A 26129-nucleotide genomic window follows, 5' to 3' on the forward strand; every position below is an offset into this window, starting at 1 on the left:
GTTTTGGGTGAGTGGTCGGCGTCGTTACCGGATGCGGTCGCCAAGCGCCTTCTTGACCTCGGAACTGGCCTGCAATGCGCCCAGCACGGTGATCGACCCGATGGTGGCCAGGGCCAGCTCGGGCGTCACGTCCGACGCGATCCGGGCCAGCCCCACGACCTTGATGTGCAGGACCTCGCCCGCGGCCTGCACCGCCTCCAGGTCGCGGGCGGTATAGTCGCGCAGGCCCAGGTCCATCGTGTGCCGTTCGATGGATTTGGTGACGGCGTCGGCATGGCCGTCCAGCAGGCTGCGGATGGCGCTGCGGATGAAATCGCTGCGGTTGGAATAGAACCCTTCCTGCACCAGCAGGTCGATGCGCCCCAGATCCACGTAGCCGAGGTTGATGGTGATCTTTTCACTGTCGGGCTGCTTGCCCCGGAGCGGCGTGACGTTGCTCATTATGCGTTTCTCCATCCGTGTGGATGGTATATGGATGGACTTGCGGTGATCCGCAAGGGCGTCTCCGCTCTTTCCCGCCGGTGAGCTCTGTCCCGGGCCGCCGCCCGGATTACCCGCCTGCCCGCACCGTGCCCGTTCGGATGGGTTGACCCGCTGCGCCGGGTTCCGCATCACGGCGCAGACCGTTGCATGAGCAATGGTCGCGCGGGGTGCAGGGCAGGGGCAGGACAGGGCCGATGCAGATCGAATCGTTTTTCCCCTATCGGCTGGCGGTCACGGCCGAGGCGTTCTCGCGACAGCTGGTCGCCGTCTACGGCCGCGGCCACGGGCTCAGCCGCGAGGAATGGCGGCTGCTGTTCCTGCTCGAGGAATCGGGCGGGCTGAACTCGCTGGAACTCGCGCAGCGCACCTCGCTGGACAAGGTGCAGGTCAGCCGCGCCGCGTCGCGCCTGGAACGCAAGGGCCTGATCACCCGCAGCGTGCTGGGCTCCGACCGGCGGCTGCGCGACTACCGCATCACCGGCCAGGGCGCCGACCTGTTCCGCCGCGCCTTCCGCGAGGTCGAGGCGCGCGCCGCCGAGATCATGGAGGCGATGTCCGACGCCGACCGCGCCGCCCTGGACCGCGGCATCCGGGCGCTGGACCAGGCGATCGCCAGCGTCACCCGGCCCGAGGCCGGCCACGGCGCCTCCTTCCCCCGCCCTGGCCGCGGCGAGGACGGCGCGTAGCCAACCCGTTCCGTCGCTTGTATCCCGCTGCACGGGCGCATGCCGGTGCCGTCAGCGCAGCGGCTCGGGGCCCCCGGAAAGAACAAGGATCGCCTCTGCCAGACGCTCTTGCTGTGCCTGATCGAACTGCGTGAGAAGCGCCGCAAGTCGGGGCGAGAGAGACTGCTGCGGTTCCAGGCCCACCATTCCATCCCAGCCCGACACCTAGGGCGACAGCAAGGGCATGGGCCGTCGAGAGCTTGGGGCTTTGCGCGCGACCTTCCAGCAGATCGGTCACGGCGCGACGATTGAGATTGGCTTTCCGGGAGAGGCCCGCAGGGTTCAGCCCCTGCGCATCCATCTCGGCCTGCAGGCGCAGGCGGAATGTCGCGTTTACGTCCATCGTGCCAGTCCAGTAGATCGAGATGACAGGAACGATGCATGAAAACTGCATGAACCATGCGTGAACGTCGCATGATCTGCGCGGACGCCCGGCGAGATCGTCGCTTGACATCGTTGCCGTTGCAACGGATGCTCGCCCCATCGCTGACAGGTGACCTGGGGAGGACGCCAGAATGACACACCATGATCTGCCCAGGGGCATGATCCGCGCCGCGACCGTCGCCGGCACGCAGGCACACGAGGGCTACATGCCCGGTTTTGCAAACGATTTCGAAACCGAGGCGCTGCCCGGCGCGCTGCCGCAGGGCCAGAACAGCCCGCAGAAATGCGCGTACGGGCTCTACGCCGAGCAGCTCTCCGGCACCGCCTTCACCGCCGATCCGCCGGAACGGACCTGGTGCTACCGCATCCGCCCCTCGGTCAAGCATGTCGGCCGCTTCACCCGGATCGACGTCCCGCACTGGAAATCCGCCCCCAACGTCCTGCCCGACGTCATCAGCCTGGGCCAGTACCGCTGGGACCCGGTGCCCCATTCGGACCAGCCCCTCTCCTGGATCACCGGCATGTGCACGGTGACCACGGCGGGTGACGTGAACACCCAGGTCGGTATGGCCAGCCACATCTACCTGGTGACCGAGTCGATGACCGACGAATACTTCTTCTCGGCCGACAGCGAACTGCTGGTGGTCCCGCAGGAAGGGCGGCTGCGGTTCTGCACGGAACTCGGCATCATCGACCTGGAACCACAGGAAATCGCGATCATTCCGCGCGGCATGGTCTATCGGGTCGAGCTGCTCGACGGGCCGGCGCGCGGGTTCGTGTGCGAGAATTACGGGCAGAAATTCCAGATGCCGGGCCGAGGGCCGATCGGCGCCAACTGCCTGGCGAACCCCCGCGACTTCAAGTGCCCGGTGGCCGCGTTCGAGGATCGGGACGCGCGCTCGCGCGTCGTCATCAAGTGGTGCGGGCAGTTCCACGAGACCTGGATCGACCACAGCCCGCTGGACGTGGTGGCGTGGCACGGCAACTACTGCGCGTTCAAGTACGACCTGCGCACCTATTCCCCGGTCGGCGCGATCCTGTTCGACCACCCCGATCCGTCGATCTTCACCGTGCTGACCGCACCGTCGGGCCAGCCGGGCACCGCCAACATCGACTTCGTCCTGTTCCGGGATCGCTGGATGGTGGCGGAAAACACCTTCCGTCCGCCGTGGTACCACAAGAACATCATGTCCGAGATGATGGGCAACATCCACGGCATCTACGACGCCAAGCCGCAGGGCTTCGTGCCGGGCGGGGTCAGCCTGCACAACATGATGCTGCCCCACGGTCCCGACCGCGAGGCGTTCGAACACGCGTCGAACGAGCCGATGGTGCCGGTGCGCCAGCGCGACACGATGCAGTTCATGTTCGAGACCCGCTTTCCCCAGCATCTGACCCAGTGGGCCGCGACGGAAATGCCGCTGCAGCAGGACTATGCCGATTGCTGGCAGAGCATGGACAAGAAGTTCGACGGAACCCCCGGGGAGAAATGACGCGCCGCGCAGGATGAACGACGGGGGAAAGGGCCACCATGACGGACTCGCCAATGCCGATGAAAAGCTGGATCGCCGCCGCGAATGATCCGGCTTGCGACTTTCCCATCCAGAACCTGCCCTATGGCGTGTTCTCAATCGATGGCGGCGCGCCGCGCTGCGGCGTCGCCATCGGGGACCGGATCGTCGATCTGGCCGAGTGTGAATCCCGGGGTCTGCTGGACGCCGGCGGCAGCTTTGCACGGCCCGCGCTGAACGACTTCATCGCGCGGGGCCGCGCTGCCTGGGACGAGACACGGGCGCGGCTGACCGCGCTGCTCACCGAGGATGGGGACCGGACACTGCCGACCGTCGCGATGGCCGAGGCGACGCTGCACCTGCCCATCCGGGTGACCGAGTTCACCGATTTCTACGCCTCCACGAACCACGCCTTCAATGTCGGCGTGCTGTTCCGCGGGCCGGAAAACGCCCTGCCGCCGCAATGGACCCACATGCCGATCGGCTATAACGGCCGCGCCTCGTCGGTGGTGGTGTCGGGGACCGACATCCGACGCCCGATGGGGCAGTTGAAGGGTGACAACGGGCCGGTCTGGGGGCCCAGCCGGCGGCTGGATCTGGAACTGGAATTGGGCGCGATCGTCGGCGCGGACTCGACGATGGGCGAGCGGGTCGGCGTCGAGCAGGCCGAAGCGATGATCTTCGGCTATGTGCTGCTGAACGACTGGTCGGCGCGCGACGTGCAGGCTTGGGAATACCAGCCGCTGGGCCCGTTCCAGGCCAAGGCACTGGGCACCACGATCAGCCCGTGGATCGTGACCACCGCGGCGCTGGAGCCGTTCCGCTGCGCCGGCGCCGAACGGGTCAATCCGCTGCTGCCCTATCTGCAGGAAAGCCGCCCCGGGTTCTTCGACATCGACCTGTCCTGGTCGATGAACGGGCAGGTGATGGGGCGCACCAACTACAACGTCATGTATTACTCGTCGGCACAGCAACTGGCGCATCACACCGAAAGCGGCTGCCCGATGCGGGTCGGCGATCTGCTGGGCACCGGCACGATCTCCGGCCCCGCGCCCGACCAGACCGGCGCCCTGCTGGAAATGACACAAGGCGGCAAGACCCCCGTGACCGTCAACGGCGAGGCCCGGACCTTCATCGAGGACGGCGACACCATCGCCCTGCACGGCCAAGCCCGTGGCGAGGGGTACCGCATCGGCTTTGGCCCCTGTACCGGCACCATCCTTCCGGCCCGCCCATGACGATGACCGAAACAGAAGTATCGCGGCCTGCGCCGGTGGCGGGTCAGGACGGGGCGGGTCAGGAGATCGTGCTGCACGATTACTGGCGGTCATCCGCAGCCTACCGGGTGCGCATCGCAATGGGCATCAAGGGCCTGTCGTGGCGGACGGTCCCGGTCGACCTCGTCGCCGGCGAACAGCGCGGCGCCCGCCACATGGCGCTGAACCCGCAGGGGCTGGTGCCGGCCCTGGAGATCGACGGACTGGTGCTGACCCAGTCGCTGGCGATGCTGGAGTATCTGGAGCAGACCCGGCCCGGACCGGCCCTGCTGCCACCGGCAGCCGGGGAGCGGGCGCGGGTGCGGGCCATCGCCCTGGCCATCGCCTGCGACATCCATCCCCTGTCCAATCTGGCGGTGCTGAACCGGGTCGAACGGCTGGGGGGCGCAGAGGCCCGGGCCGACTGGAACCGCGCGAACATCGGTTCGGGGCTGCAGGTGGTCGAGCGGTTGCTGGACCATCCGGGGTTCACCGGCCGCTTCTGCCACGGCGACAGCCCGGGCCTCGCCGATTGCACGCTGATCCCGCAGCTTTACAACGCGACGCGCTGGGGCGTCGATTTCAACGGCCTCGGCCGGATCAGCGCCGTGGCGCGCGCCTGTGCGGACGTGCCGGCCTTTGTGGCCGCGCATCCCGACCGGGCGGCCGCGGCCGCAGCCGGGTCGCAGAGCCCGGACCCTGCGGCAGGTGACCGGTGACCCGGCGCGCGGCTGTTGCGCCGGCACTGATGGGCGGTGATGGCTGATGCCGTGCGCGGAGGACAGAGGTGAAGGGGGGCGAGATGACCAGACTGGCCGACAGGAATGACACCGCCCCGCCGCCGGTGCAGCCCGCTGGCTGCCCGTTTTCGGCCCGCGCCCGGTCCTTCGATCCGTTCGGTCCCGAATACCAGGCCGACCCGGCCGAGGCGCTGCGTTGGTCGCGCGAGGCCGAGCCGGTGTTCTTCAGCGAGACGCTGGGCTACTGGGTGGTGTCGCGCTATGACGACATCAAGGCGATCTTCCGCGATCCGATCACATTTTCCCCCGCGGTTGCGCTGGAAAAGATCACGCCGCCCACGCCCGAGGCGGTCGCGGTGCTGGCCCGTGCCGGCTATGCGATGAACCGGACCCTGGTGAACGAGGACGAGCCCGCGCACATGGCGCGCCGGCGGGTCCTCATGGACGCCTTCACCCCCGAGGCGCTGGCCGCGCATGTCCCGATGGTCCGGGACCTCGTCCGCGCGCGGCTGGACGCGATCATCGATGCCGGGCAGTCCGATCTGGTGGCCGACCTGCTGTGGGACGTGCCGCTGACCGTGGCGCTGAAATTCCTGGGCGTACCCCCCGACGACATGGAGAAGCTGCGGCAGTTTTCGGTGGCGCACACGGTAAACACATGGGGGCGCCCGTCACCCGACCAGCAGATCGCGGTCGCCGAGGGCGTCGCCCGGTTCTGGCAGTATTCGGGCGAGGTGCTGGCGCGCATGTCGGCGGAGGTGGACGCGGGCGAGCCCGTCCACGGCTGGATGTACGACATGATCGCCAAGAACCGCGTCATGCCCGACATCGTGACCGACAGCTATCTGCACTCGATGATGATGGCGATCATCGTCGCTGCGCATGAGACGACCGCGCTGGCCGCGGCCAACGCATTCCGCCGGCTGCTTGCGGACCGACCCCAGTGGGACGCGATCTGTGCCGATCCCGCCCTGATCCCGGCCGCGATCGAGGAGTGTCTGCGCCATTCCGGCAGCGTGGTCGCCTGGCGGCGCATCGCCACGGCCGACGCCACCGTCGCGGGCGTCACCATCCCGAAAGGCGGCCGGATCCTGATGGTGACCGCATCCGCCAACCACGACCCGCGGCATTTCGACAACCCGGACGTGCTGGACATCTGGCGCGACAATGCGGCCGACCACCTGACCTTCGGCTATGGTGCGCATCAGTGCATGGGCAAGAATCTGGGCCGGATGGAACTTGCGATCATGGTCGAGGAGGTGTCGCGCCGCCTGCCGCATCTGCAGCTTGAACCGCAGGCGTTCAGTTATCTGCCCAACACCTCGTTCCGCGGCCCCGAGGCGGTCCGGGTGCGGTGGGACCCCGCGCTGAACCCTGAGCGGGGCGACCCGTCCCGCCGGTCCGACGCAACGGCGTTCCCGATCGGCGCGCCGGATCGCAAGGCGATCGTCCGCCGCCTGACGGTCACGCAGGCCGAGACGCTGGCGGACGGCGTGCTGGGCATCACAATGGCGGACCCCTCGGGGCGCGCCCTTCCGGACTGGACCCCCGGGGGCCATCTGGACATCGTCCTGCCGGACGGCGACAGCCGCCGCTATTCGCTGTGCGGGCATCCCGGCGGCGACTGGCAGATCGCCGTCCTGCGCGAGCAGGGTGGGCGCGGCGGATCGCGCTGGATGCATGAACATGCCCGACCCGGGGCGACCCTGTCGGTCCGCGGCCCGCGCAACCATTTCCGGCTGGACGAACAGGCCGCCGGCCACCTGCTGATCGCGGGCGGAATCGGCATCACCCCGATCCTCGCGATGGCCGATCGGCTCAAGGCGGGCGGGCGCCCCTACGCGCTGCATTATGCCGGGCGATCGCGTCGCAACATGGCCTTTCTGGACCGCGCCCGGGCCGATCACGGCGACGCGCTGACCCTGCATGTCGCCGCCGATGGCGGTCGCGCCGACCTGCCGGCCCTGATCGCCGTCGCGGCGCCGGGTACCCGCATCTCCGCCTGCGGCCCGGGCCGGCTGCTGGACGAGCTGGACCGGCTGGTCGCCGACCGACCCGACCTGACGCTGGCGTTCGAACACTTCGCCACCAGTGAAACCGCAGACGCGCTTGGCCAGGGGGATCCGTTCACCGTGATCTGCGCGGACAGCGAGCTGACGCTGGAGGTTCCGGGCGACCGGACATTGCTGCAGGTCCTGCGCAGTGTCGGTCTAGACGTGCCGTCCGATTGCGAGGAGGGTCTGTGCGGCAGTTGCGAACTGTCGGTGCGCCAGGGCGAGATCGATCACCGCGACCGGGTCCTGACCGCCGCCGAACGGGCCGCGGGGGATCGGATCATCACCTGCTGTTCGCGAGGACGCGGGCAGCTGGTCGTCACCATCTGACAAGACCAACGGGAGAGAACATGACACGGATTTCGACGCTTGCGGCCGCTGCCGCCCTGGCCGCCACCGCGGCACCCGCCTTTGCGGAAACGACGCTGAAGGTCTCGCACTACCTGCCCGCGGTGCACGGCATCCACACTGATTTCATCGGCCCCTGGACCGAACAGGTCAGCCAGTGCGCGGGCGGCGAGGTGAATTTCGAGATTTCGCCCGGCGGCACGCAGCTGGGCAACGTTGCCAAGCAGCAGGAACAGGTGCTGGCCGGGGTCGTGGATATCGCCCATGGACTGACCGGGGCGCCCCGCGGCCGGTTCCCGCGCACCTCGCTGGTCGAAATGCCGTTCCTCAGCCAGGATGCCGGGGCCGCGACCCAGGCGCTGTGGTCGCTGTACCCCACGCATCTGGCCGAGGAATACAAGGGGCTGAAGGTTCTGGCTCTGCACGCCCACAACGGCGGGCTGCTGCACACCAACGGCAAGCATGTCGAGACGATGGAGGATCTGAACGGGCTGCGAATCCGCACCCCGTCGCCGGCGGTGTCCGAGATGCTCAGCTTTCTGGGCGCCACCCCCCAGGGTCTGCCGCCCGGCGAGGTGTACGAGAACCTGCAGCGCAACGTGATCGATGGCACCGTGTTCCCGTGGGACCCGGTCAAGAGCTTCGGGCTGAACGAGGTGCTGACCGACCACCTGGACGCGGGCTTCTATACCGTGTCGTTCTTCTTCGTGATGAATCAGGACAAGTACGACAGCCTTCCCGAAAACGTCCGCACCTGCATCGACCAGGCATCGGGCGACAATCTTGTGCCGAAATTCGGCGACTGGTGGGACAAGTGGGACGCCGCCGGCCGGGAGGAGGCCGAGCAGGCCGGCCACACGATCACCGTCCTGTCCGACGAGGAACGCGCCCGCTGGCGCGAGGCCCTGCAGCCGATGATCACCAAGTACCTCGAGACGGTCGAGGGCGAGGGGGTGTCCGACGCCGCCGCGCTCTACCAGGCGTTCGCCGACAAGATCGCGGAATACGAAGCGGCCGGCGCGGCGCAATAACGGCAGCAGGCGCGGGGCGATCCCCCGCGCCCTGCAGGCGAGCAGGGGACAGTGATGGACGCTTGGCTGCGCCGGATCGACGGCGCGATAGAAATTCTTGCGGCCTGCGGGGTGCTGGTCTATTGCGCCGCCGCCGCGATCAGCGTCGCCGATGTCGTCGGCCGGCGTCTGGGCATGCCCATCGTCGGGGTCGTCGACCTGGTGCAGCTGTGCGTGCTGTCCGGGGCATGGCTGTGCATCCCTTGGGCCTTCACGGCCGGGGCGCATGTCGGCGTCGATTTCGTGCTGGACCGTATCCCGCCCGGCGCGGCACGCGCATTCCACCTGCTGGCCGCCGCCGCCGCGATCGCGCTGATGGCACTGATCCTGTGGAAATCCTGGGGCGCCTGGCGGATGCAGGCCCTGCTCGGGGATCGGTCGCAGCAGCTGGGCATCCCGATGGGGTTCTTCTGGATCCCGCTGCTAATCGGCGCCGCGGCGTCGCTGATCGCCGCCGCGACCATCGTGATCCGGCTGCTAACCGGGCGCGCAACCGCCACATCGCAGGCGCATTGAGGGGTGTCGATGTCTTCTCCGATGTTGGGACTGGCGGGCTTTCTGCTGACTCTGGCGCTGATCGGCCTCGGCTTTCCGGTGGCGATCGCCATGGCGGTCGTGGGCCTGGGCGGGGTGATGCTGGTCCAGGGCTGGGGCCAGGCCGCCTATGTGCTGTCCACCTCGCCGTTCGAATCGATCTTTCCCTATTCCTTCAGCGTCATCCCGCTGTTCGTGCTGATGGGCGTGTTTGCCGCCCGTGCCGGCCTGTCGCGGTCCCTGTTCGAGCTGGTGAACGCCTTTGTCGGCCACTGGCGGGGCGGGCTGGCCGTGTCGACCGTGGGCGCCTGCGCCATCTTCGGGGCGATCTGCGGATCATCGCTGGCGACCGTCGCCACGATCGGCCGCGTCGCGATGCCGGAAATGCGACGTTACGGGTACGACGACAGCCTGTCCTCGGCTGCGGTGGCGGCGGGGGGCACGCTGGGGGTGCTGATCCCGCCCTCGATCATCCTGGTGATCTTCGGCCTGCTGACCCAGACCTCGATCGGGCAGCTGTTCGTGGGGGCGATCATCCCCGGCCTTCTCGGGACCGTGCTCTACGCTCTGGCGGTCATGATCCGGGCCCGGATGCGGCCGGACCTCGCGCCGCGCGCCGACCGGGTGGGATGGCGCAGCCGGGTTTCGCTGTTTGGGCGGGTGTGGCCGGTGCTGCTGCTGTTCTTCGTGGTGGTCGGCGGGATCCAGCTGGGCTGGTTTTCCCCGACCGAGGCGGCGGGCGTGGGTGCCGTGGGCGCCTTTCTGCTGGCCCTCATCGCCGGCAGCATCACCGGGCCGACCCTGCGCGAGATCGTGCGCGAGACGGCCGGACTGACCGGCATGATCTTCCTGATCCTGATCGGGGCCTCGTTCTTCAACTTCTTCCTGGAAACCACCGGGCTGCCGCGGATGCTGGCCGAGTCGATCGGCGGGTCGGACCTGCATCCGACGATGATCATGGTCCTGATCCTGCTGTTCTACATCGTGCTGGGCTGCTTCATGGATTCGATGTCCATGGTGCTGCTGACGGTGCCCTTGCTGGCGCCGGTGGCGCTGGCCCTGGACTATGACATGGTCTGGTTCGGGGTGCTGGTGGTGACGGTGGCCGAAATCGGTCTGATCACCCCGCCGGTCGGCATGAACCTGTTCGTCGTGCAGGGCACGGTCCCGGGGCTGAAGCAGGCGACCGTGGTGCGCGGCATCCTGCCCTTCGTCCTGGCCGACATCGTGCGGCTGGCGCTGCTGGTCGCCTTCCCGGTGCTGACCTTGTGGCTGGCCGGTCGCTGACAGACGGCCGCCGTATCCCCGCGGGTCCCGAACCGGCTTTACCATCGGCGACGAATGGGCATGCTGTGGCGCGATCCCCCTCGCCTCGGAGAGTTCAGATCATGCTGCGCCGCCGCCAACTGGGAACCGCAGGCCCCCAGGTCTCGGAACTGTGCCTTGGCACGATGATGTTCGGGGACCAGACCGACGAGGCGGAGGCCCGCGAGATCGTCGGCCGGTTCGTCGCCGCGGGCGGCAATTTCATCGACACCGCCGACACCTATGCCGCGGGTGACAGCGAGAAGATGCTGGGCCGCATCCTGCCCGATCTGCCGACCCCACCCATCGTGGCGACCAAGGTCGGCAACAAGGTCGGCGGCAACGGCGGCGGGCTGTCTCCCGACTGGATCGCCCAGGCGCTGGCCGACAGCCGCGACCGGCTGGGGATCGCCCGCATCGACCTGTATTACCTGCACCGCGACGACGAGGACATGCCCCTGGACGCGGTGATCGGCGCCATGGGACAGGCGCTGGCCGACGGCCATATCGGCGCCTGGGGCTTTTCCAACTTCCGCGGGTGGAAGATCGCCGAGATGATCCGCATCGCCGACCGGCTGGGCGTCGCCCGTCCGATCGCCGCGCAGCCCTATTACCACGCGCTCTACCGCGCGATGGAGGTGGACTACATCCCCGCCTGCCGGCATTTCGGGATCGGCGTGGTGCCGTATTCGCCGCTGGCGCGCGGTGTCCTCACCGGCAAATACGCCGAAGGGGCGCCGGCGGGATCGCGCGCGGCCCGCGGCGACCGCCGCATCGGCGAAACCGAGATGCGGCCGGATCTGATCGAGGCCGCCCGCAGCTTCGACGCCCATGTCCGCGCCACCGGCCGCAGCAGCGCCGATGTCGCGCTGCGCTGGGTTCTGGAAAACAGCGCGGTCAGCAGCGTGCTGATCGGCCCGCGCACGGTGGCGCAGCTGGACGCCTATCTTGCCGGTCCCGACACGGCCTATGATGATGCCGACGAGGCCGCGTTCGACCGGATCGTGCCGACCGGGGCGGTGGTCGGGACCTATGCGGATCCGGCCTATCCGATCCGGGGCCGCTCTCGCGCGGGCTGAGCCGACCACGACACCACAGAAAGGAACACCGACATGACCCACTGGTCCGTCATGACCCTGGCCGCTGCGGCGGTCGCGCTGGCCGGCACCGCCCAGGCCGAGAACCGGCTGACCTACAAGTCTGCCAAGACCGGCACCTCCTATTACCAGATGGGCGTCGAGCTGTCCGAGGCGGTCAGGGAGGCGTCGCAGGGCGAGATCGTCATGACCGTCGAGGAGAGCCAGGGCTCGGTCCAGAACGTCATGGAAATGCGGGCCCGCGGCGCCGATTACGTGTTCACCGCGCCGCCGTCGCTGGTGGCGGACGCGCAGGCGGGCACCGGCGCGTTCCAGGACAAGGCGGCGCCGCAATTCGCCGAGATCCGGGCGCTGTTCCCGATCCCGACGCTGACCATGCACTTCGTGATGGGCGGCACCGAGGGGTCGACCGGTCTGGATGCGCTGGAGGGGCGGTCGATCCTGCTGGGCAAGGGCAGCTTCGGCGCGACCGAGGGTCAGAAATACCTCGAGCTGTTCGGGCTGACCGACAAGGTGACAATCGCCGACGCCGAGCTGTCGAATGCCGGCGATGCCCTGACCAACGGCCAGATCGACGGCTTCGTCACCGCCGGCAGCTTTCCGGCCCCGAACGTGATCGAGGCCGCCGCGGGCGAGGGCGTCCGCATCCTGTCGCTGACCGAGGACCAGGTGGCCCAGACCGGGCAGGCACAGGTGGTGATACCGGCCGGCACCTATCCCGGCCAGGATCAGGACGTGCGGACCACCGGCCTGCCGGTGGTGGCCTACGCCTCGACCGCGATGGATGAGGAGACCGCCTATCAGCTGACCCGCGCGTTCTGGGAGGAGCGCGACCGGCTGGCCGAGACGGCCCGCTGGTGGGCGGGCGTCACCCCCGACCAGGTCGCCGGTATCGGCACGCTGCATCCGGGTGCTGCGCGCTATTACGAGGAAGCCGGGGTCGCGACCGCGGAATGATCGACGTCGCGCCGGCCGGGGATGACCCCCGGCCTGTCCCTGCGGTCCCGCGGCTGCTGCTGATCGGCGCGGCGGTCGCCCTGACCGGATTCCACCTCGCGCTCGTGTTTTCCGGTCTGGTGCCGAATCTCGTCGCCAGGCCGCTGCACCTGGCGCTGATCCTGCCATGGATCCTGATCTGGCCGGAACGGACCTCGGCCGGCTGGTCGCGGATCGTCGGCATCGTGCTGGGGCTGGCCGGCATCGCGGCGGCCATATGGGTCGCTCTGAATGCGGATCGGCTGGCCGACCAGTACGGGTTCGTCGAGACCCCGGCCCAGTACGTGGTGGGCGCGATCCTGCTGCTGTCGGTGATCGTCGCCGCGCAGCGGGCGATCGGGTGGCCGCTGCCGATGGTGGCACTGGCGGCGCTGGCCTATGCGGCGTGGGGGCAACATGTGCCGGGGCAATTCGGCCACGCCCCGCTGCCGCCGGCCAGCCTGATGGGAACGCTGACCCTGGCCGAAGGCGGGATCTTCGGCCAGCTGACCGGGGTGTCGGTCGGGGTGGTCGCGGTATTCGTGATCTTTGGCGCCGTCCTGAACGCCGGCGAGGCGGGGCAGGGGTTCATGAACCTGGCCACCGCGGCGGCCGGCCGGCTGCGGGGTGGCGCGGGCAAGGTATCGGTTCTGGCCTCGGCGCTGTTCGGGTCCATCAGCGGATCTGCCTCGGCCAATGTCGCCTCGACCGGTGCGGTCACGATCCCGGCGATGATCCGGCTGGGCTATCCCCGGCGGATCGCCGCGGCGTGCGAGGCGGTGGCGTCGTCCGGCGGCCAGATCATGCCGCCCCTGATGGGCGCCGGCGCCTTTGTCATGGTCGAACTCACCGGGGTTCCCTATTCGGGGATCATGGCCGCGGCGCTGCTGCCGGCGCTGCTCTATTTCATCGTCGTGTGGTTCGGCATCGATGCCTATGCGCGGCGGTTCGACCTGCAGGGGCTGCCCGCCGACCAGCACCCTGCGCGCCGGGACGTCATCGTCACCTCGCTGTTTTTCCTCGTGCCCTTCACGGTGCTACTGGGGGCGATGTTCGGGGCGGGTTTCACGCCGCAATATGCCGCGGCCCTAGCGATCATCTCGGCGGCGCTGCTGCTGCTGACCGGCGCCGATCTGCGCTTCGATCCGGCCCGCACCGCGATGCGACTGGACCAGGCGCTGATCGGCGCGGCGCGTCAGGTGTCGGTCATCGCCGCGATCATCCTGTGCGCCTCGATCATCGTGGGGGTGCTGGCGATCACCGGCCTGGGGGTCAAGATCACCTCGCTGATCCTGTCGGTGTCCGGCGACATGCTGTGGCCTGCCTTGCTGCTGACCGCGCTGGCCTGCCTCATCCTGGGGATGGAGGTGCCGACGACCGCCGCCTACGTGATCTGCGTCTCGGTCGCAGGGCCCGCCCTGACCGGCATGGGGCTGGGCACGCTGCAGGCGCATCTGTTCGTCTTCTGGTTCGCCCTGCTCTCGACCATCACGCCGCCGGTCTGCGGGGCGGTGTTCATCGCCGCGGGCATGGCGGCGGAAAACTGGCTGCGCGTGGCACTGACCGCGATGGCCCTGGGGATCGGCCTGTACCTGATCCCGCTGGGGCTGATCGCGCATCCGGCCCTGATCGCCGTGGCGGCGGAACCGGGCGCGGCCCTGGCCGCGGCCCTGTGGGTCGGCGCGGGCTGCGTCACGATCTCCTATGCGCTGATCGGGGCCCGCACCGCGCTTCGTACCTCGATGCTGCTGCTGCTAGGCGGGGGGCTGATCTTCTGGCCCGCTGTTCTCGCGGCCTTCTGACCGGATCCGGCGTAGGGCGCGTTTGCTTGCGGACGGAATGAAGGCCGCGGCGAAACCCTGCACGGGCGGGTGCGTTGGCCTGCGATCCCATCGTGGAAAGGACCCCTGACATGTCGGACACATCCAAGACCGATCCGGTCATTCCCCCGTATCGCAGCGGCGCGATCGAGTCGCCGCGCCTGCCGCTCAATCCCTATTCGGATGATCAGCAGCCCTGGCCCGGCCTGGCCGAAAAGATGGACCCCCGGCCAGACCACGGCGAGACCAGCTACAAGGGCAATGATCGGCTCGCCGGCAAGCGGGCGCTGGTCACCGGCGGCGACAGCGGCCTGGGGCGGGCGACGGCGATCGCCTTTGCCCGCGAAGGCGCCGACGTGGCGATCTGCTACCACCCCGACGAGGAAAGCGACGCCAGCACGGTGATCGAGTTGATCCGGGCCGAGGGCCGCAAGGCCGTGGCGCTGCCGGCCGACCTGCGCGACGAACAGACCGCCCGCAAGGTGGTGGACGACGCCATTGCCCAGCTGGGCGGGCTGGAAGTGCTGGTCCTGAACGCGGGCCGGCAACAGTCGCAGGACTCGATCGCCGACATCACCTCAGACGCCTTCGACGCGACCATGAAGACCAACATCTACGCGCCGTTCTGGATGACCCAGCAGGCGCTGCCGTCGCTGGAAAAGGGCGCGTCGATCATCCTGACCTCGTCGGTGCAGGCATTCTCGCCGTCGGCGCATCTCTTCGACTATGCGCAGACCAAGGCGGCCAACCGCGCCTTTGCCCAAGCACTGGCCAAGCAGCTTGCGCCCAAGGGGATCCGCGTCAACGCGGTCGCGCCGGGGCCGTTCTGGACGGCGCTGCAGGTCAGCGGCGGCCAGCCCAAGGAGAAGCTGCCGGATTTCGGCGCCGACTCGCCGCTGGGCCGGGCCGGACAGCCGGTCGAGATCGCCCCGATCTATGTGCTGCTGGCCAGCGACGAGGCGAGCTACATCACCGGCGAGGTCTATGCCGCGACCGGCGGCAGCGGCACCTGACCGTCTGGCCCGGTATCCCCCACCGGGGCAAACGGCGAATGAGGGGACATGCGGACCAGCTTGCTGGACAGGATGCTGTTCGGGGTGAATCTTGTGGGCAGGCGGCTGCACGCCATTGCCGTCTGTTCCGTCGCGATCGGCACACTGATTTCCATGCTCGATGCGGGGTATCACTGATGGGCAGAAACTGGGCCTGGTCTGTCGCGCTACATCTGGGTGGCGGCATTTCCGATGATGTGGATCGGCTCCTGAATCCGGCCCCACCGCAGTGTGATCGCCGTCGATGTCCCGCCCGTTGACGGCAGCCCGGCGGCGGGGCTACCCCGGCGCAATCGCGAAAGGACGGCCATGACGATCCATCTCCACCGCAACGATCTGCCGGACGGGGTGGATCTGGGTCCCGTCGTCGCCATCGACACAGAAACCATGGGGCTGGACCCCCGTCGCGACCGGCTGTGCCTGGTGCAGCTGTCGGCGGGGGACGGGACGGCGCATCTGGTGCAGATCACGCGGGGCCAGCAACAGGCGCCGAACCTGGCGCGGGTGCTGGCCGACCCGGCGGTGCTGAAGCTGTTCCACTTCGGGCGGTTCGACATCGCGACGCTGTATCAGGCGTTCGGCGTTCTGACCCGTCCGGTCTGGTGCACCAAGATCGCCTCGCGCATGGTGCGGACCTTCACCGACCGGCACGGGCTGCGCTACCTGCTGACCGATCTGGTCGGGGTCGACATTTCCAAGCAGCAGCAGACCAGCGACTGGGGCGCCGAGGTGCTGACCCAGGCGCAGCTGGATTATGCCGCGTCCGACGTCCTGCACCTGCACGCGCTGAAGGCCGAACTGGAACATCGCCTCGCGCGCGAGGGGCGCACCGAGCTGGCGCAGGCGTGTTTCGACTTTCTGCCGGCCCGGGCGCAGCTGGACCTGCTGGGCTGGGGGGATGAAAACGACATCTTCCATCACTAGGTCGCCCGCATGACCGCCTATCTCGACACCGCCCGCCGCGTGATCCGCATCGAAGCCGAGGCGCTGAAGCTGCTGGAGGCAAGCCTCGGCGCCCCGTTTGAGGAGGCGGTCCGCCTGATCTTGGCGGCGCGCGGCCGTGTCGTGGTGTCGGGCATGGGCAAGTCGGGCCATGTGGGGCGCAAGATCGCCGCCACCCTCGCCAGCACCGGCACGCCCGCGCAGTTCGTCCATCCCGCCGAGGCAAGCCACGGCGATCTGGGGATGGTGACGCAGGGCGACGTGGTGATCGTCCTGTCGAACAGCGGCGAGACGCCCGAGATCGCGGACATCGTCGCCCACACGCGGCGCTTTGCCATCCCCCTGATCGGCGTGGCGGGGCGTGCGGCGTCGACGCTGGTGCGGCAGGCGGATGTCGCGCTGCTGCTGCCGCAGGCGCCCGAGGCCTGTGGCACCGGGATCGTGCCGACCAGTTCCACGACCATGACGCTCGCGCTGGGGGATGCGCTGGCCGTCGCGCTGATGGAACATCGCCGCTTCACCCCCGAACATTTCCGCACCTTTCACCCCGGCGGCAAGCTGGGCGCCCGGCTGGCGCGGGTTGGGGACCTGATGCATGCCGACATGCCGCTGGTTGCCGAGGACACGCCGATGACCGAGGCGCTGCTGACGATCAGCAGCAAGGGGTTCGGCGTGACGGGGGTCACCGGCCGTGACGGGCGGCTGACCGGCGTCATTACCGACGGTGACCTGCGGCGACACATGGACGGTCTGCTGGCCCGCACCGCCGCCGAGGTGATGACCCGCGACCCGCGCACCATCGCCCCGGACGCCCTGGCCGAGGCTGCGCTGGCCCAGATGCAGGACCGCAAGATCACGACCCTGTTCGCGGTCGAGGACGATCGGCCGGTGGGCATCCTGCACGTCCACGACTGCCTGCGCGCCGGGATGATCTGATGCCCGACGGGCCGACCCTGCGCAGCAGGATCGTGCGGGGGCTGCGCGTGGTGTTTCCCCTGGCGGCGCTGGGAATCCTGTCGCTGCTGTTCCTGCTGGCCCGCCAGCCCTCCGGCGACCGGGCGATCCCCTATGTCGAGGCGGATGCCGAGGCGCTGGCCCAGAAGACCGGAATGACCGCGCCGCGCTTTGCCGGGGTGACCCGGGACGGCGCGCAGCTGGCCCTGCGGGCCGCGCAGGCGGTGCCCGAGGGAGAGGGGGGCGACGGCGAGGGCAGCGCCCGCGACGTGGTGCTCGACTGGCAGGCGCGGGACGGGCTGACCGCCCGGCTGGTTGCGGCCGATGGCAGCGTGGCGGACGGGCTGATCCACCTGTCGGGCGGCGTGACGATGACGACCTCGACCGGGTGGAAGGTGACCGCCCCGGTGGTCGAGGCGTCGACCGGGGCCGACCGGATCGTGGCCCCGGCCCGGGTCAGTGCCGAGGCGCCGTTCGGCACCGTCGATGCGGCCGCGATGGACCTGCGCCGCCAGCCCGACGGCACCCATGTTCTTGATTTGAACGGCGGGGTGCGTCTGCTATACCGCCCCTGACCAAGGGAGAAGGCGCCGATGCCGCTTGACCGTCCGCGCGCACTGACCGTGCCAGCCCTGCTGGCGGCGCTGTCCCTGGGGGCGCTGTCACTGGCGGCTGCCCTGCCTGCGCCGGCGGCGGCGCAGACCGTGGCATTCGGCGGGATTACCGCGGATGTCACCGCGCCTGTCGAGATCGCAGCCGACAGCCTGCAGGTGGACCAGTCGACCGGCGAGGCGGTGTTCAGCGGCAACGTCGTGATCGGCCAGGGCGAGATGCGGCTGTCGGCGGAACAGGTCACCGTGATCTATGCCCCCGACACCAACCAGAAGATCAGCCGCCTGCACGCCACGGGAAAGGTAACACTGGTCAACGGCCCGGACGCCGCCGAGGCGCAGGACGCCGTCTATGACGTGGCCAGCGGCAACGTCACCCTGACCGGCGATGTCATGCTGACGCAGGGGCAGAGCGTGCTGTCGGGCGAAAAGATGGACGTGAACCTGTCCACCGGGACCGCCAGCGTGTCGGGACGGGTGCGCAGCGTCCTGCAGCCCGGCGGGAACTGATGAACGGCCCGCCCGCGTCGCTGGACGCCGCCGCGCCGATCGCGGCGCCGGTCGGGGCGGCGCAGGCCGGACCGAGCCCCGGGCAGGGTCTGCAGATCACCGGACTGCGCAAGTCCTATCGCAACCGCCCGGTGATCCGCGACGTGTCGCTCGATCTCGATCGGGGCGAGGTGGTGGCCTTGCTGGGGCCGAACGGGTCGGGCAAGACCACGTGTTTCTACTGCATCGCCGGGCTGATCCTGCCGGACGCCGGGCAGGTCCTGATCGAAGGGCGCGACGCCACCGTGCTGCCGATGTATCGTCGTGCCCGGATGGGGATCGGCTATCTGCCGCAGGAGATGTCGATCTTTCGCGGTCTCACGGTCGAGCAGAACATCATGGCCGTGCTGGAGGTCGCCGAGCGGTCCGGCCACCGCCGCCGCGACCGGCTGGAAGAGCTGCTGGGCGACTTTTCCATCGCGCATCTTCGCAAGGCCCCCGCGCTGGCGCTGTCGGGCGGCGAGCGCCGCCGGGTCGAGATCGCGCGCTGCCTGGCGTCGGACCCCCGCTATCTGCTGCTGGACGAACCCTTCGCCGGCGTAGACCCGATCGCCGTCGGCGAGATCCGTGGACTGGTCCACGATCTGAAGGCGCGCGGAATCGGGGTGCTAATCACCGATCACAACGTCCGTGAAACCCTGGGCATCGTCGATCGGGCCTACATCCTGCACGACGGTCATGTCCTGAAATCCGGCAGTACCGCGGACATCGTGGCCGATCCCCAGGTGCGCGAGGTTTACCTGGGAGCAGGGTTCCGATTGGCCTGACGCGACGCAACCGCGGCGTGCGTTGCGGCGCGGGCCGCGCGGCCCGTTGACAGGCGCCCCGGGCTGTTACCAAATCAAGGGGCGGGCAGCATCCCGCAGCCCGCGGGATGCGCCGCGCAGACGATCCGTCGTCGGCCGGACCCCCGCACTGCGGGATCGGTGTCCGGCCGCGAAGACCGCAGAAAGGACGCGAAAATGCGCTATCAGATCAGTGGCAAGCAGATCGACATCGGGGACGCACTGCAGACTCATGTCCGGACCGAGCTGGGCGAGACGATCGCCAAGTACGCCCAGCGGCCGACCGATGCCAACGTGATCTTTTCCCGGGATGCGCATCAGTTCCAGTGCGAGGCGGTGGTGCACCTGTCGACGGGTCTGACCGCGCAGGCCAGTGCCCAGGCCACTGAAATCTACGCGGCCTTCGAGGCCTGTCGCGAGAAGATGGACAAGCAGCTGCGCCGCTACAAGCGCCGGCTGAAGGATCACCACAAGGATCGCGACCAGCAGCCTGTTGTCTATGCGGCCGAGCCCAGCTATGTGCTCGCGGCTGACGAGGATACGTGGGAATCGCAGGACGAAGGTGGCCTGCAGCCCATCATCATCGCGGAAATGGAAACCCGCGTCCCGACCCTGTCGGTGGGTGACGCGGTGATGCAGATGGAACTGTCCGGCACCCCGATGCTGGTGTTCCGGAACGAGAAACACGGAGGGGTCAACGTGGTGCATCGCCGCGACGACGGCAATGTCGGCTGGATCGACCCCCGGACCGCGGAATGACGATGCGCCTGCGACCCTGACCCGACCGCTGCCGGCAACCCGCTGCAGACGGGTTGCGCGGGGCGGGACCAAACGATGGGTGAAAGATGCAGATCAGCGAAATCCTGAAACCGGCCGCGGTGCGGTCGGTTTCACACGTCGCCAGCAAGAAACGGCTGTTCCAGGATCTGTCGGACCTGGCCCACAGCGTCTATGGCGTGAACGAGGCGGCCACCCTGGATGCCCTGCAGGAACGTGAAAGCCTGGGGCCCACCGGCGTGGGCAACGGGGTGGCGCTGCCGCATGCCCGGCTGCACGGGCTGGACCGGGTCGTGGCGCTGTTCATGCGGCTGGAAAAGCCGATGGACTTCGACGCCGTCGACAAGCTGCCCGTCGATCTGGTGTTCGCCCTGCTGGCGCCGCAAAGCTCGGGCGTCGATCACCTGAAGGCGTTGGCGCTGGTGTCGCGCACGTTGCGGGACGCCGACCTGCGCGCCAAGCTGCGCGCCAACGACGATCCGGTGGCGCTGCACGCGGTGCTGGCGGCGGCGCAGGACATCAAGGCGGCCTGAGCCGGCCGCCTTCGGACGGATCCGCGCCGGGCGACTGCCGGGTCAGCGGCCGCCGGCAATGTCCAGGTGGGCGCCGGTGACATAGCTGGCCTCGGATGACAGCAGCCACAGGATCGCGGCCGCGACCTCCTCGGGGCGGCCGGCGCGGCCCATCGGCGTCGCCGGTCCGACCCGCGCGGCGCGGTCCGGCTCGCCCCCATCAGCGTGGATGTCCGTCTCGATCACGCCGGGGCGCACGGCGTTCACCCGGATTCCGGTGGGACCGAGTTCCTTGGACAGCCCGACGGTGAGGGTGTCGAGCGCCCCCTTGGTCGCGGCGTAGTCGACGTATTCGCCGGGTGATCCCAGCCGGGCGGCGGCCGAGGACACGAACACGATGGCGCCGCCCGGCTGCAGCCGGCGCACCGCTTCGCGCGCCACGTACAGCGCGCCGGTCACGTTGGTGCGGACCACCCGATCCAGACGGTCGGGGGTCATGTCGGCCAGGGTCGATGCCTGCGCCACGATGCCCGCGTTGACCACGACCCCGTCCAGCCCGCCCAGATGCGCCACGGCCGCGTCGAACAGGGCCGCAACCTGACCGGCGTCGCCGACATCCGCGCCGAACGCGGCGGGCCGCGGCCCTTCGGTCGCGACCTGCTCCACCGCCAGACGTGCCGCGTCCTCGTTGCCCCGGTAGCCGAGCGCGACCTCCCACCCGCGCCGTGCGGCGCCAACTGCGGTCGCCAGACCGATCCCGCGTGTGCCGCCCGTGATCAGAAGCTTCATGGCCTGTATCCTTCAAAGGTGATGTTGTCGGCGTGCCGTCGTGCGGCGGTTTCCTGGTCGCGGGACCGGATCGTCCAGCAGAATACCGGAACGCCCCGCGCCCGCAGCGCCGCCACGGCAGGGTTCGCGAGGTCCAGGTGATGGTGCGAGACAAAGGACGCCCCGACCCCGTCGAAATCGGCAATGCGGGCCAGATCGGCGCGGCGCGCGGCCGGCAGCGCGGGCCAGTCGTCGGGCGCAAAGCCGCAGGTCGTCAGGCCGACGGTCAGCTGCGGCGCGATGTCGTGGACCGCGGCCACCATGTGGGGGTTGAACGACATCACGGCGACATGGTCCGCATGATCGGCCAGCAGCAGTGCAACTCGTTCCGGCAGCGGGCCAATATCCGGGCCAAGCTGCCCGTCCTGGTCCTTGATTTCCACCAGCAGGGGGACTCGGGCGTCGATCTCGTCCAGCACGGCCTGCAGCGTGGGGATGGTGTCGTCGCTGCCCAGCAGCCGGCGCTGACCCGCCCCGTCCATGGAAAGGGTCGAAATCGTCCCCGGCTGGCCGGTCAGCCGTTGCAGGTCATGGTCGTGAAAGACCAGCGGGGTGCCGTCCGACGCGGGCTGGAGGTCCAGCTCGATGGCGTAACCTGCCGCCACGGCCGCCCGAAACGCCGAGCGGGTGTTTTCCGGAACGCCGGGCCCGTGCAGGCCGCGATGCGCGATTGGACGACACAGCAGGTCGGGCGGCATCACCCGATCTCGAACACGGCGTCGATCTCGACGGCCACGCCGCGGGGCAGGGCAGGGGCGCTAACCGCCACGCGGGCGTGCCGGCCCTTGGCGCCGAATACCTCGACCATCAGGTCCGAACAGCCGTTGATGACCTCCGGCTGGTCGGTGAAGCCGGGGGCAGAGTTCACGAAGCCGGTCAGCTTGACCACACGGGCGACCCTTTCCAGCGACCCGAGCGCCGCCTGCGCCTGGGCCAACAGCGCCAGACCGCAGCTGCGGGCCGCCGCCGCGCCGTCCGCCACGTCCAGATCGTCGCCCACGCGACCGCAGATCAGCCCGTCCGCCCCGCTGGAAATCTGGCCGGACACGAACAGCAGGTTGCCGGACTGCACGTAGGGCACGTAATTGGCAGCCGGCGCGGGCGCCGCGGGCAGGGTGATGTTCAGTTCGGACAGGCGGGCATCGATGGACATGAATTTCTCCTGGTGTCGTGCGCCCGGATCCTACCCACCGGTGACGACATTTGTCCCGCGCAATCTGGTGCGGCGGTGCGTGACCGGGATCAGGCCACCAGCGCCTCGGCCCGGCGCAGATCGACGCTGACCATCTGGCTGACCCCCTGTTCGCCCATCGTGACCCCGAACAGCCGGTCCATCCGCCCCATGGTCACGGCGTGATGGGTGATGATCAGGAAGCGGGTGTCGGTGCGCCGCGTCATCTCGTCCAGCAGGTCGCAGAAACGGCCCACATTGGCGTCGTCCAGCGGGGCGTCGACCTCGTCCAGCACGCAGATCGGGGCGGGGTTCGCGAGGAACACCGCAAAGATCAGCGCCAGCGCCGTCAGGGTCTGTTCGCCCCCCGACAGCAGCGAAAGCGTCGCCAGTTTCTTGCCGGGCGGCTGGCACAGGATTTCCAGGCCGGCGTCCAGCGGGTCGTCGGATTCGACCATCACCAGCCGCGCCTCGCCGCCGCCGAAAAGATGCGTGAACAGCGTCCCGAAACTCGCGTTGACGGCGTCGAAGGCCGACAGGATCCGCTGGCGCCCCTCGCGATTCAGGCTGCCGATGGCGGCGCGCAGCTTGTGGATGGCGGCGGTCAGATCGTCGTTTTCGGCCAGCAGGGTCGTCCGCTCGTCCTCCAGCGCGCGCTTGTCCTCGTCGGCGCGCAGGTTCACCGGGCCGATGGCATCGCGCTGACTGCGCAGGCGCAGCAGCCGGCTTTCCAGCTCAGCAAGGTCCGGTGCCGGATCGGCGGTCGCGTCCAGGCGGCTCTCCAGCTCTCGTGGCCCGGCGCCGGTTTCCGCGGTGATACGGGCCAGTGCTGCCGCTTCCGCAGCCTGCGCCGCCTCGGCCCGCGCCGCACAGGCGGCCCGTTCCTCGCGGGCAGCCGAGGCGGCGCGCTCCGCCTCGCGGGCGTGGCCGGTGGCCTGCAGCAGGGCCGCGCCGGCTTTGGCCAGCGCAGCGCGGGCGCGGTCGAGGCGCTGCTGCGCCGCATCCTCTCGCGCCGCGATCTCGGCGCGGCGTGCCGCCAGTCGGGCGGGCTGGTCCTGCGCAGCGGTCAGCTCGGCCACGGCGGCGCGGTGCCGATCCTGCAGTTCCGCGGTGCGACGGTCGGCTTGGTCCAGCCGGGTGCGCCAGCCGGCGTGCTCGCGGGCGATCTCCTGCAAGCGGCGGGCACGACTGGTGTCGTCGCGGGTCAGCTGGTCCAGCGTGGCGCGGCGGGCGACCGTGTCGGCGCGTGCCGCCTGCGCCGCCTCCCGCGCGTCGGTCAGCGCGCGGGTTGTGGCCTCGGGGTCGGGCAGTTCCGCGCGGGACCGCTGCGCCGCGTCAAGGCGGGTGCGGGCGTCGGCGGCGTCGGCGGCATGACGCGTCAGTTCGGCGCGGGCGGCCTCGATCTGCCCGGTGGCGAGCGACAGGTCGGATTCCGCGCGGGTCGCGGCGCGGCTGTGCTCGGCCAGCGCTCGTTCGGCCGCACGGTGTCTGTCACGGGCATCGGCCTCTGCCCTCGCGGCCTCGGCCAGCCGGTTCTTAGTGGCAGAATGCGCGGCGGCGGCCTGATCGGCGCGTTGGCGCGCCGCGTCGGCTCGGTGGGCAAGATCGGCCAGGCGGTTGACCTGTTGCAGATGCAGCGCGGCGGTGGAGACGGCGTCGCCGGCCGGAACCGTCAGCCCGTCCCACCGGAACAGGTCGCCCTGCCGCGTGACCAGGCGCTGTCCGGGGTGCAGCGCCGGTTGCAAGGCCGCACCCGTGGCCGCGTCCGGAACCAGCCCGGTCTGTTCCAGCCGCCGCGCCAGCATCGCGGGTCCGGTCACGTGATCGCCCAGCGGTGCCGCCCCGGCAGGTAGCTCAGGCGCGGCGGCATAGGCAGGCAGGTCCCGCCATCCGCTTGCGCCGGGGTCGGGTGCCGGCGGCGCGGCCAGATCATCCCCCAGTGCCGCACCGAACGCCGCCTCGAACCCCGGCGCTACGGTGACCAGGTCCAGCAGCCGCGGTCCTGCGGTCCGGCCACGCGCCACCAGCCGGGTGAGGGCATGCCGCTCGGCGTCGAGGGTGCCCGCCTCGCCTTCGGCCGCGGCGCGCGCGGCGCGGGTCGACGTCTCCTCGGTTTCCGCAGCCGTGCGGGCGGTCTCGGCAGCGGCCAGGGTTTCCTCTGCGGCGCGGGCGTTTTCGCCGGCGGTGGTTCGGGCCGCCTCTGCCCCGGTCAGCGCCGCTTCGGCCGCACGACCCTGGGCGCTGGCGCGATCGGCGGTTGCGGTCGCCGCGGCCGCGGCCGCTTCGGCCCGGCGCAGCATCGATTCCAGATCGGTGACCAGCCGATCGGCCGACTGGTGGCGTGCCGCCAGCCGCGCGGCCTCGTCCGTGAGCTCGGCAAGTTGGACCTCGATATCGCGCAACGCGTCGGCGGCAGATGCTGCCGCCGCTTCGGCCGCGGCCACCCGATCCTCGTGGCCAAGGCCCGCGGTCTCCAGTTCGTCCCGCTCCCGGTCGAGCCGCTGGACCACTTCGGTCGCGTCGCGGTTCAGCGCCGCTTCGCGTTCGATGTCGCGATCCAGCTGCACAACGCGGGCACGCAGGGTGGTGACTGCCTGGGCGGCGCGCGCTTCGGCATCATCCAGCGCCTCGCGTTCGGCCTGCGCGCGGGCCAGGATCGCGGCGGCGATCGCCTCCTCTTCACGCAACGGGGGCAGGGCGGTTTCTGCGGCAGTGCAGGTGGCGGCCGCCTGTCGTGCCGCCGCCTCGGCGCGGGCGACTTGGGCCCCGGCCCGGTCCAGCGCTGCCGCCGCGTCGTTGCGGGCGCGGTCCGCCTGGGCCCAGCGGTGATACAGAAGCGCCGACTCGACGTGGCGCAGTAGGGTTCCGATCTCGCGGTAGCGGGCCGCCGCCCGCGCCTGGCGGGTCAGCGCCGCCGCCTGCGCCGCCAGTTGCTGCAGCGTGTCGTCGACCCGGGTCAGGTTGGCTTCTGCGCCGTTCAGCTTCAGCTCGGCTTCGTGCCGGCGCTGGTACAGGCCGCTGATCCCGGCCGCCTCTTCCAGGATGCGGCGGCGTGCCTTGGGACGGGCGTTGATCAGTTCGCTGATCTGCCCCTGCCGCACCAGCGCCGGGCTGTGCGCGCCGGTCGAGGCGTCGGCGAACAGCATCTGAACGTCGCGCGCCCGCACCTCGCGGCCGTTGACCCGGTAGGCGCTGCCGGCGTCCCGGACGATCCGCCGCGATATCTCCAGCACGTCCGTGTCGTTGAACCCGGCCGGAGCCAGCCGGGCGCGGTTGTCGACGGTCAGCACCACCTCGGCGTGGCCCCGGGCAGGGCGGCGGGTGGTGCCGGCAAAGATCACGTCCTCCATCCCGTCGCCGCGCATGGCGCTGGGGCGGTTTTCCCCCATCACCCAGCGCAGCGCCTCGAGCAGGTTGGACTTGCCGCAGCCGTTCGGTCCCACCACGCCGGTCAGGCCGTCGCTGATCACCAGCTCGGTCGGGTCGACGAAGCTCTTGAACCCGTTCAGGCGAAGGCGGTCAAAGCGCACGCGGGCCCCGCGAATATGGTCCTGTCCGGCAGCAGACTGGCAGAATGATGGCGCTCGGTCAACATCTTGGGGTTATACGGCAAGGCTCTACAAGATCCCCGATCTATACATCGCGC

25 protein-coding genes are annotated in these 26129 nt (G+C 69.7%); 20 read left to right on the forward strand and 5 right to left on the reverse strand.

Annotated elements, in window-relative coordinates; genetic code table 11:
• Window positions 1-24: 24 nt before the first annotated feature.
• Window positions 25-441, reverse strand: a complete 417-nt coding sequence (locus Q0938_RS12885) for a CopG family transcriptional regulator (protein ID WP_299362965.1) — start codon at window positions 439-441, stop codon at window positions 25-27.
• 236 nt (window positions 442-677) lie between these two features.
• On the opposite strand from Q0938_RS12885, the gene Q0938_RS12890 reads away from it, so the two are divergent.
• The 20 genes from Q0938_RS12890 (at window position 678) to Q0938_RS12985 (ending at window position 20505) form a co-directional block, all read left to right on the forward strand.
• Complete coding sequence (locus tag Q0938_RS12890; protein WP_299362968.1) at window positions 678-1169, forward strand: MarR family transcriptional regulator; 492 nt, start codon at window positions 678-680, stop codon at window positions 1167-1169.
• A gap of 554 nt (window positions 1170-1723) precedes the next feature.
• On the forward strand, window positions 1724-3085 hold the full coding sequence (gene hmgA, locus Q0938_RS12895; protein WP_299362971.1) for a homogentisate 1,2-dioxygenase: 1362 nt from the start codon (window positions 1724-1726) through the stop codon (window positions 3083-3085).
• 53 nt (window positions 3086-3138) lie between these two features.
• Complete coding sequence (gene fahA, locus Q0938_RS12900; protein ID WP_299363122.1) at window positions 3139-4341, forward strand: fumarylacetoacetase; 1203 nt, start codon at window positions 3139-3141, stop codon at window positions 4339-4341.
• A 2-nt stretch (window positions 4342-4343) separates the two neighbouring features.
• Entirely contained in the window at window positions 4344-5078 is a 735-nt protein-coding gene (gene maiA, locus Q0938_RS12905) for a maleylacetoacetate isomerase (protein ID WP_299363124.1), read from the forward strand.
• Between the two features lie 83 nt (window positions 5079-5161).
• Window positions 5162-7483, forward strand: a complete 2322-nt coding sequence (locus Q0938_RS12910; protein ID WP_299362973.1) for a cytochrome P450/oxidoreductase — start codon at window positions 5162-5164, stop codon at window positions 7481-7483.
• Between the two features lie 20 nt (window positions 7484-7503).
• On the forward strand, window positions 7504-8532 hold the full coding sequence (locus tag Q0938_RS12915; RefSeq protein ID WP_299362976.1) for a TRAP transporter substrate-binding protein: 1029 nt from the start codon (window positions 7504-7506) through the stop codon (window positions 8530-8532).
• Between the two features lie 54 nt (window positions 8533-8586).
• On the forward strand, window positions 8587-9087 hold the full coding sequence (locus tag Q0938_RS12920; RefSeq protein ID WP_299362978.1) for a TRAP transporter small permease subunit: 501 nt from the start codon (window positions 8587-8589) through the stop codon (window positions 9085-9087).
• A gap of 9 nt (window positions 9088-9096) precedes the next feature.
• A complete protein-coding gene (locus tag Q0938_RS12925) occupies window positions 9097-10392 on the forward strand; it encodes a TRAP transporter large permease (RefSeq protein WP_299362980.1) in 1296 nt (431 codons plus the stop codon).
• A 101-nt stretch (window positions 10393-10493) separates the two neighbouring features.
• Window positions 10494-11489: an aldo/keto reductase gene (locus Q0938_RS12930; RefSeq protein ID WP_299362983.1), complete on the forward strand. Its 996-nt coding sequence runs from the start codon at window positions 10494-10496 to the stop codon at window positions 11487-11489.
• A gap of 33 nt (window positions 11490-11522) precedes the next feature.
• Window positions 11523-12464, forward strand: a complete 942-nt coding sequence (locus tag Q0938_RS12935; RefSeq protein ID WP_299362985.1) for a TAXI family TRAP transporter solute-binding subunit — start codon at window positions 11523-11525, stop codon at window positions 12462-12464.
• Entirely contained in the window at window positions 12461-14284 is a 1824-nt protein-coding gene (locus tag Q0938_RS12940; RefSeq protein WP_299362988.1) for a TRAP transporter fused permease subunit, read from the forward strand. The genes Q0938_RS12935 and Q0938_RS12940 overlap by 4 nt, the downstream gene beginning before the upstream one ends.
• A 110-nt stretch (window positions 14285-14394) precedes the next feature.
• A complete protein-coding gene (locus Q0938_RS12945; RefSeq protein ID WP_299362990.1) occupies window positions 14395-15315 on the forward strand; it encodes an SDR family oxidoreductase in 921 nt (306 codons plus the stop codon).
• Window positions 15316-15363: 48 nt separating this feature from the next.
• On the forward strand, window positions 15364-15492 hold the full coding sequence (locus Q0938_RS12950) for a hypothetical protein (RefSeq protein ID WP_299362993.1): 129 nt from the start codon (window positions 15364-15366) through the stop codon (window positions 15490-15492).
• A 171-nt stretch (window positions 15493-15663) separates the two neighbouring features.
• Window positions 15664-16278, forward strand: coding sequence for a ribonuclease H-like domain-containing protein (locus Q0938_RS12955; protein WP_299362995.1), 615 nt, complete (start codon window positions 15664-15666; stop codon window positions 16276-16278).
• 9 nt (window positions 16279-16287) lie between these two features.
• Window positions 16288-17232 (forward strand): KpsF/GutQ family sugar-phosphate isomerase, encoded by a 945-nt coding sequence (locus Q0938_RS12960; RefSeq protein WP_299362997.1) that lies wholly within the window; start codon window positions 16288-16290, stop codon window positions 17230-17232.
• Complete coding sequence (locus tag Q0938_RS12965; RefSeq protein ID WP_299362998.1) at window positions 17232-17825, forward strand: hypothetical protein; 594 nt, start codon at window positions 17232-17234, stop codon at window positions 17823-17825. The genes Q0938_RS12960 and Q0938_RS12965 overlap by 1 nt, the downstream gene beginning before the upstream one ends.
• A gap of 18 nt (window positions 17826-17843) precedes the next feature.
• Complete coding sequence (gene lptA / locus Q0938_RS12970) at window positions 17844-18371, forward strand: lipopolysaccharide transport periplasmic protein LptA (RefSeq protein WP_299363000.1); 528 nt, start codon at window positions 17844-17846, stop codon at window positions 18369-18371.
• Window positions 18371-19177, forward strand: coding sequence for an LPS export ABC transporter ATP-binding protein (lptB, locus tag Q0938_RS12975; RefSeq protein WP_299363003.1), 807 nt, complete (start codon window positions 18371-18373; stop codon window positions 19175-19177). Before lptA ends, lptB begins: the two co-directional genes overlap by 1 nt.
• A 195-nt stretch (window positions 19178-19372) precedes the next feature.
• Complete coding sequence (gene raiA / locus Q0938_RS12980) at window positions 19373-19954, forward strand: ribosome-associated translation inhibitor RaiA (RefSeq protein WP_299363006.1); 582 nt, start codon at window positions 19373-19375, stop codon at window positions 19952-19954.
• Between the two features lie 86 nt (window positions 19955-20040).
• Window positions 20041-20505 (forward strand): PTS sugar transporter subunit IIA, encoded by a 465-nt coding sequence (locus tag Q0938_RS12985; protein WP_299363009.1) that lies wholly within the window; start codon window positions 20041-20043, stop codon window positions 20503-20505.
• Window positions 20506-20547: 42 nt separating this feature from the next.
• Here the strand turns inward: Q0938_RS12985 and Q0938_RS12990 are convergent, their stop codons facing one another.
• From Q0938_RS12990 to Q0938_RS13005, 4 genes are all read right to left on the reverse strand, one after another.
• Window positions 20548-21273, reverse strand: coding sequence for an SDR family oxidoreductase (locus Q0938_RS12990; protein ID WP_299363012.1), 726 nt, complete (start codon window positions 21271-21273; stop codon window positions 20548-20550).
• Window positions 21270-22010, reverse strand: a complete 741-nt coding sequence (locus Q0938_RS12995; RefSeq protein ID WP_299363014.1) for a glycerophosphodiester phosphodiesterase family protein — start codon at window positions 22008-22010, stop codon at window positions 21270-21272. Before Q0938_RS12995 ends, Q0938_RS12990 begins: the two co-directional genes overlap by 4 nt.
• Window positions 22010-22465, reverse strand: coding sequence for a RidA family protein (locus Q0938_RS13000; protein ID WP_299363017.1), 456 nt, complete (start codon window positions 22463-22465; stop codon window positions 22010-22012). The genes Q0938_RS12995 and Q0938_RS13000 overlap by 1 nt, the downstream gene beginning before the upstream one ends.
• An 89-nt stretch (window positions 22466-22554) precedes the next feature.
• The gene (locus Q0938_RS13005; protein WP_299363019.1) at window positions 22555-26013 is read right to left on the reverse strand and encodes an AAA family ATPase; all 3459 of its coding nucleotides are present in this window, start codon (window positions 26011-26013) and stop codon (window positions 22555-22557) included.
• Window positions 26014-26129: the final 116 nt, after the last annotated feature.

The sequence above is a fragment of the uncultured Paracoccus sp. genome (genome assembly GCF_947496875.1).
Lineage (GTDB): Bacteria > Pseudomonadota > Alphaproteobacteria > Rhodobacterales > Rhodobacteraceae > Paracoccus.

Bases quoted from the DNA above. Each gene is read 5' to 3' on its own strand.
- Q0938_RS12885 (WP_299362965.1), bottom strand. From the start codon at position 441: ATGAGCAACGTCACGCCGCTCCGGGGCAAGCAGCCCGACAGTGAAAAG.
- Q0938_RS12890 (WP_299362968.1), top strand. From the start codon at position 678: ATGCAGATCGAATCGTTTTTCCCCTATCGGCTGGCGGTCACGGCCGAG.
- hmgA (WP_299362971.1), top strand. From the start codon at position 1,724: ATGACACACCATGATCTGCCCAGGGGCATGATCCGCGCCGCGACCGTC.
- fahA (WP_299363122.1), top strand. From the start codon at position 3,139: ATGCCGATGAAAAGCTGGATCGCCGCCGCGAATGATCCGGCTTGCGAC.
- maiA (WP_299363124.1), top strand. From the start codon at position 4,344: ATGACCGAAACAGAAGTATCGCGGCCTGCGCCGGTGGCGGGTCAGGAC.
- Q0938_RS12910 (WP_299362973.1), top strand. From the start codon at position 5,162: ATGACCAGACTGGCCGACAGGAATGACACCGCCCCGCCGCCGGTGCAG.
- Q0938_RS12915 (WP_299362976.1), top strand. From the start codon at position 7,504: ATGACACGGATTTCGACGCTTGCGGCCGCTGCCGCCCTGGCCGCCACC.
- Q0938_RS12920 (WP_299362978.1), top strand. From the start codon at position 8,587: ATGGACGCTTGGCTGCGCCGGATCGACGGCGCGATAGAAATTCTTGCG.
- Q0938_RS12925 (WP_299362980.1), top strand. From the start codon at position 9,097: ATGTCTTCTCCGATGTTGGGACTGGCGGGCTTTCTGCTGACTCTGGCG.
- Q0938_RS12930 (WP_299362983.1), top strand. From the start codon at position 10,494: ATGCTGCGCCGCCGCCAACTGGGAACCGCAGGCCCCCAGGTCTCGGAA.
- Q0938_RS12935 (WP_299362985.1), top strand. From the start codon at position 11,523: ATGACCCACTGGTCCGTCATGACCCTGGCCGCTGCGGCGGTCGCGCTG.
- Q0938_RS12940 (WP_299362988.1), top strand. From the start codon at position 12,461: ATGATCGACGTCGCGCCGGCCGGGGATGACCCCCGGCCTGTCCCTGCG.
- Q0938_RS12945 (WP_299362990.1), top strand. From the start codon at position 14,395: ATGTCGGACACATCCAAGACCGATCCGGTCATTCCCCCGTATCGCAGC.
- Q0938_RS12950 (WP_299362993.1), top strand. From the start codon at position 15,364: ATGCGGACCAGCTTGCTGGACAGGATGCTGTTCGGGGTGAATCTTGTG.
- Q0938_RS12955 (WP_299362995.1), top strand. From the start codon at position 15,664: ATGACGATCCATCTCCACCGCAACGATCTGCCGGACGGGGTGGATCTG.
- Q0938_RS12960 (WP_299362997.1), top strand. From the start codon at position 16,288: ATGACCGCCTATCTCGACACCGCCCGCCGCGTGATCCGCATCGAAGCC.
- Q0938_RS12965 (WP_299362998.1), top strand. From the start codon at position 17,232: ATGCCCGACGGGCCGACCCTGCGCAGCAGGATCGTGCGGGGGCTGCGC.
- lptA (WP_299363000.1), top strand. From the start codon at position 17,844: ATGCCGCTTGACCGTCCGCGCGCACTGACCGTGCCAGCCCTGCTGGCG.
- lptB (WP_299363003.1), top strand. From the start codon at position 18,371: ATGAACGGCCCGCCCGCGTCGCTGGACGCCGCCGCGCCGATCGCGGCG.
- raiA (WP_299363006.1), top strand. From the start codon at position 19,373: ATGCGCTATCAGATCAGTGGCAAGCAGATCGACATCGGGGACGCACTG.
- Q0938_RS12985 (WP_299363009.1), top strand. From the start codon at position 20,041: ATGCAGATCAGCGAAATCCTGAAACCGGCCGCGGTGCGGTCGGTTTCA.
- Q0938_RS12990 (WP_299363012.1), bottom strand. From the start codon at position 21,273: ATGAAGCTTCTGATCACGGGCGGCACACGCGGGATCGGTCTGGCGACC.
- Q0938_RS12995 (WP_299363014.1), bottom strand. From the start codon at position 22,010: ATGCCGCCCGACCTGCTGTGTCGTCCAATCGCGCATCGCGGCCTGCAC.
- Q0938_RS13000 (WP_299363017.1), bottom strand. From the start codon at position 22,465: ATGTCCATCGATGCCCGCCTGTCCGAACTGAACATCACCCTGCCCGCG.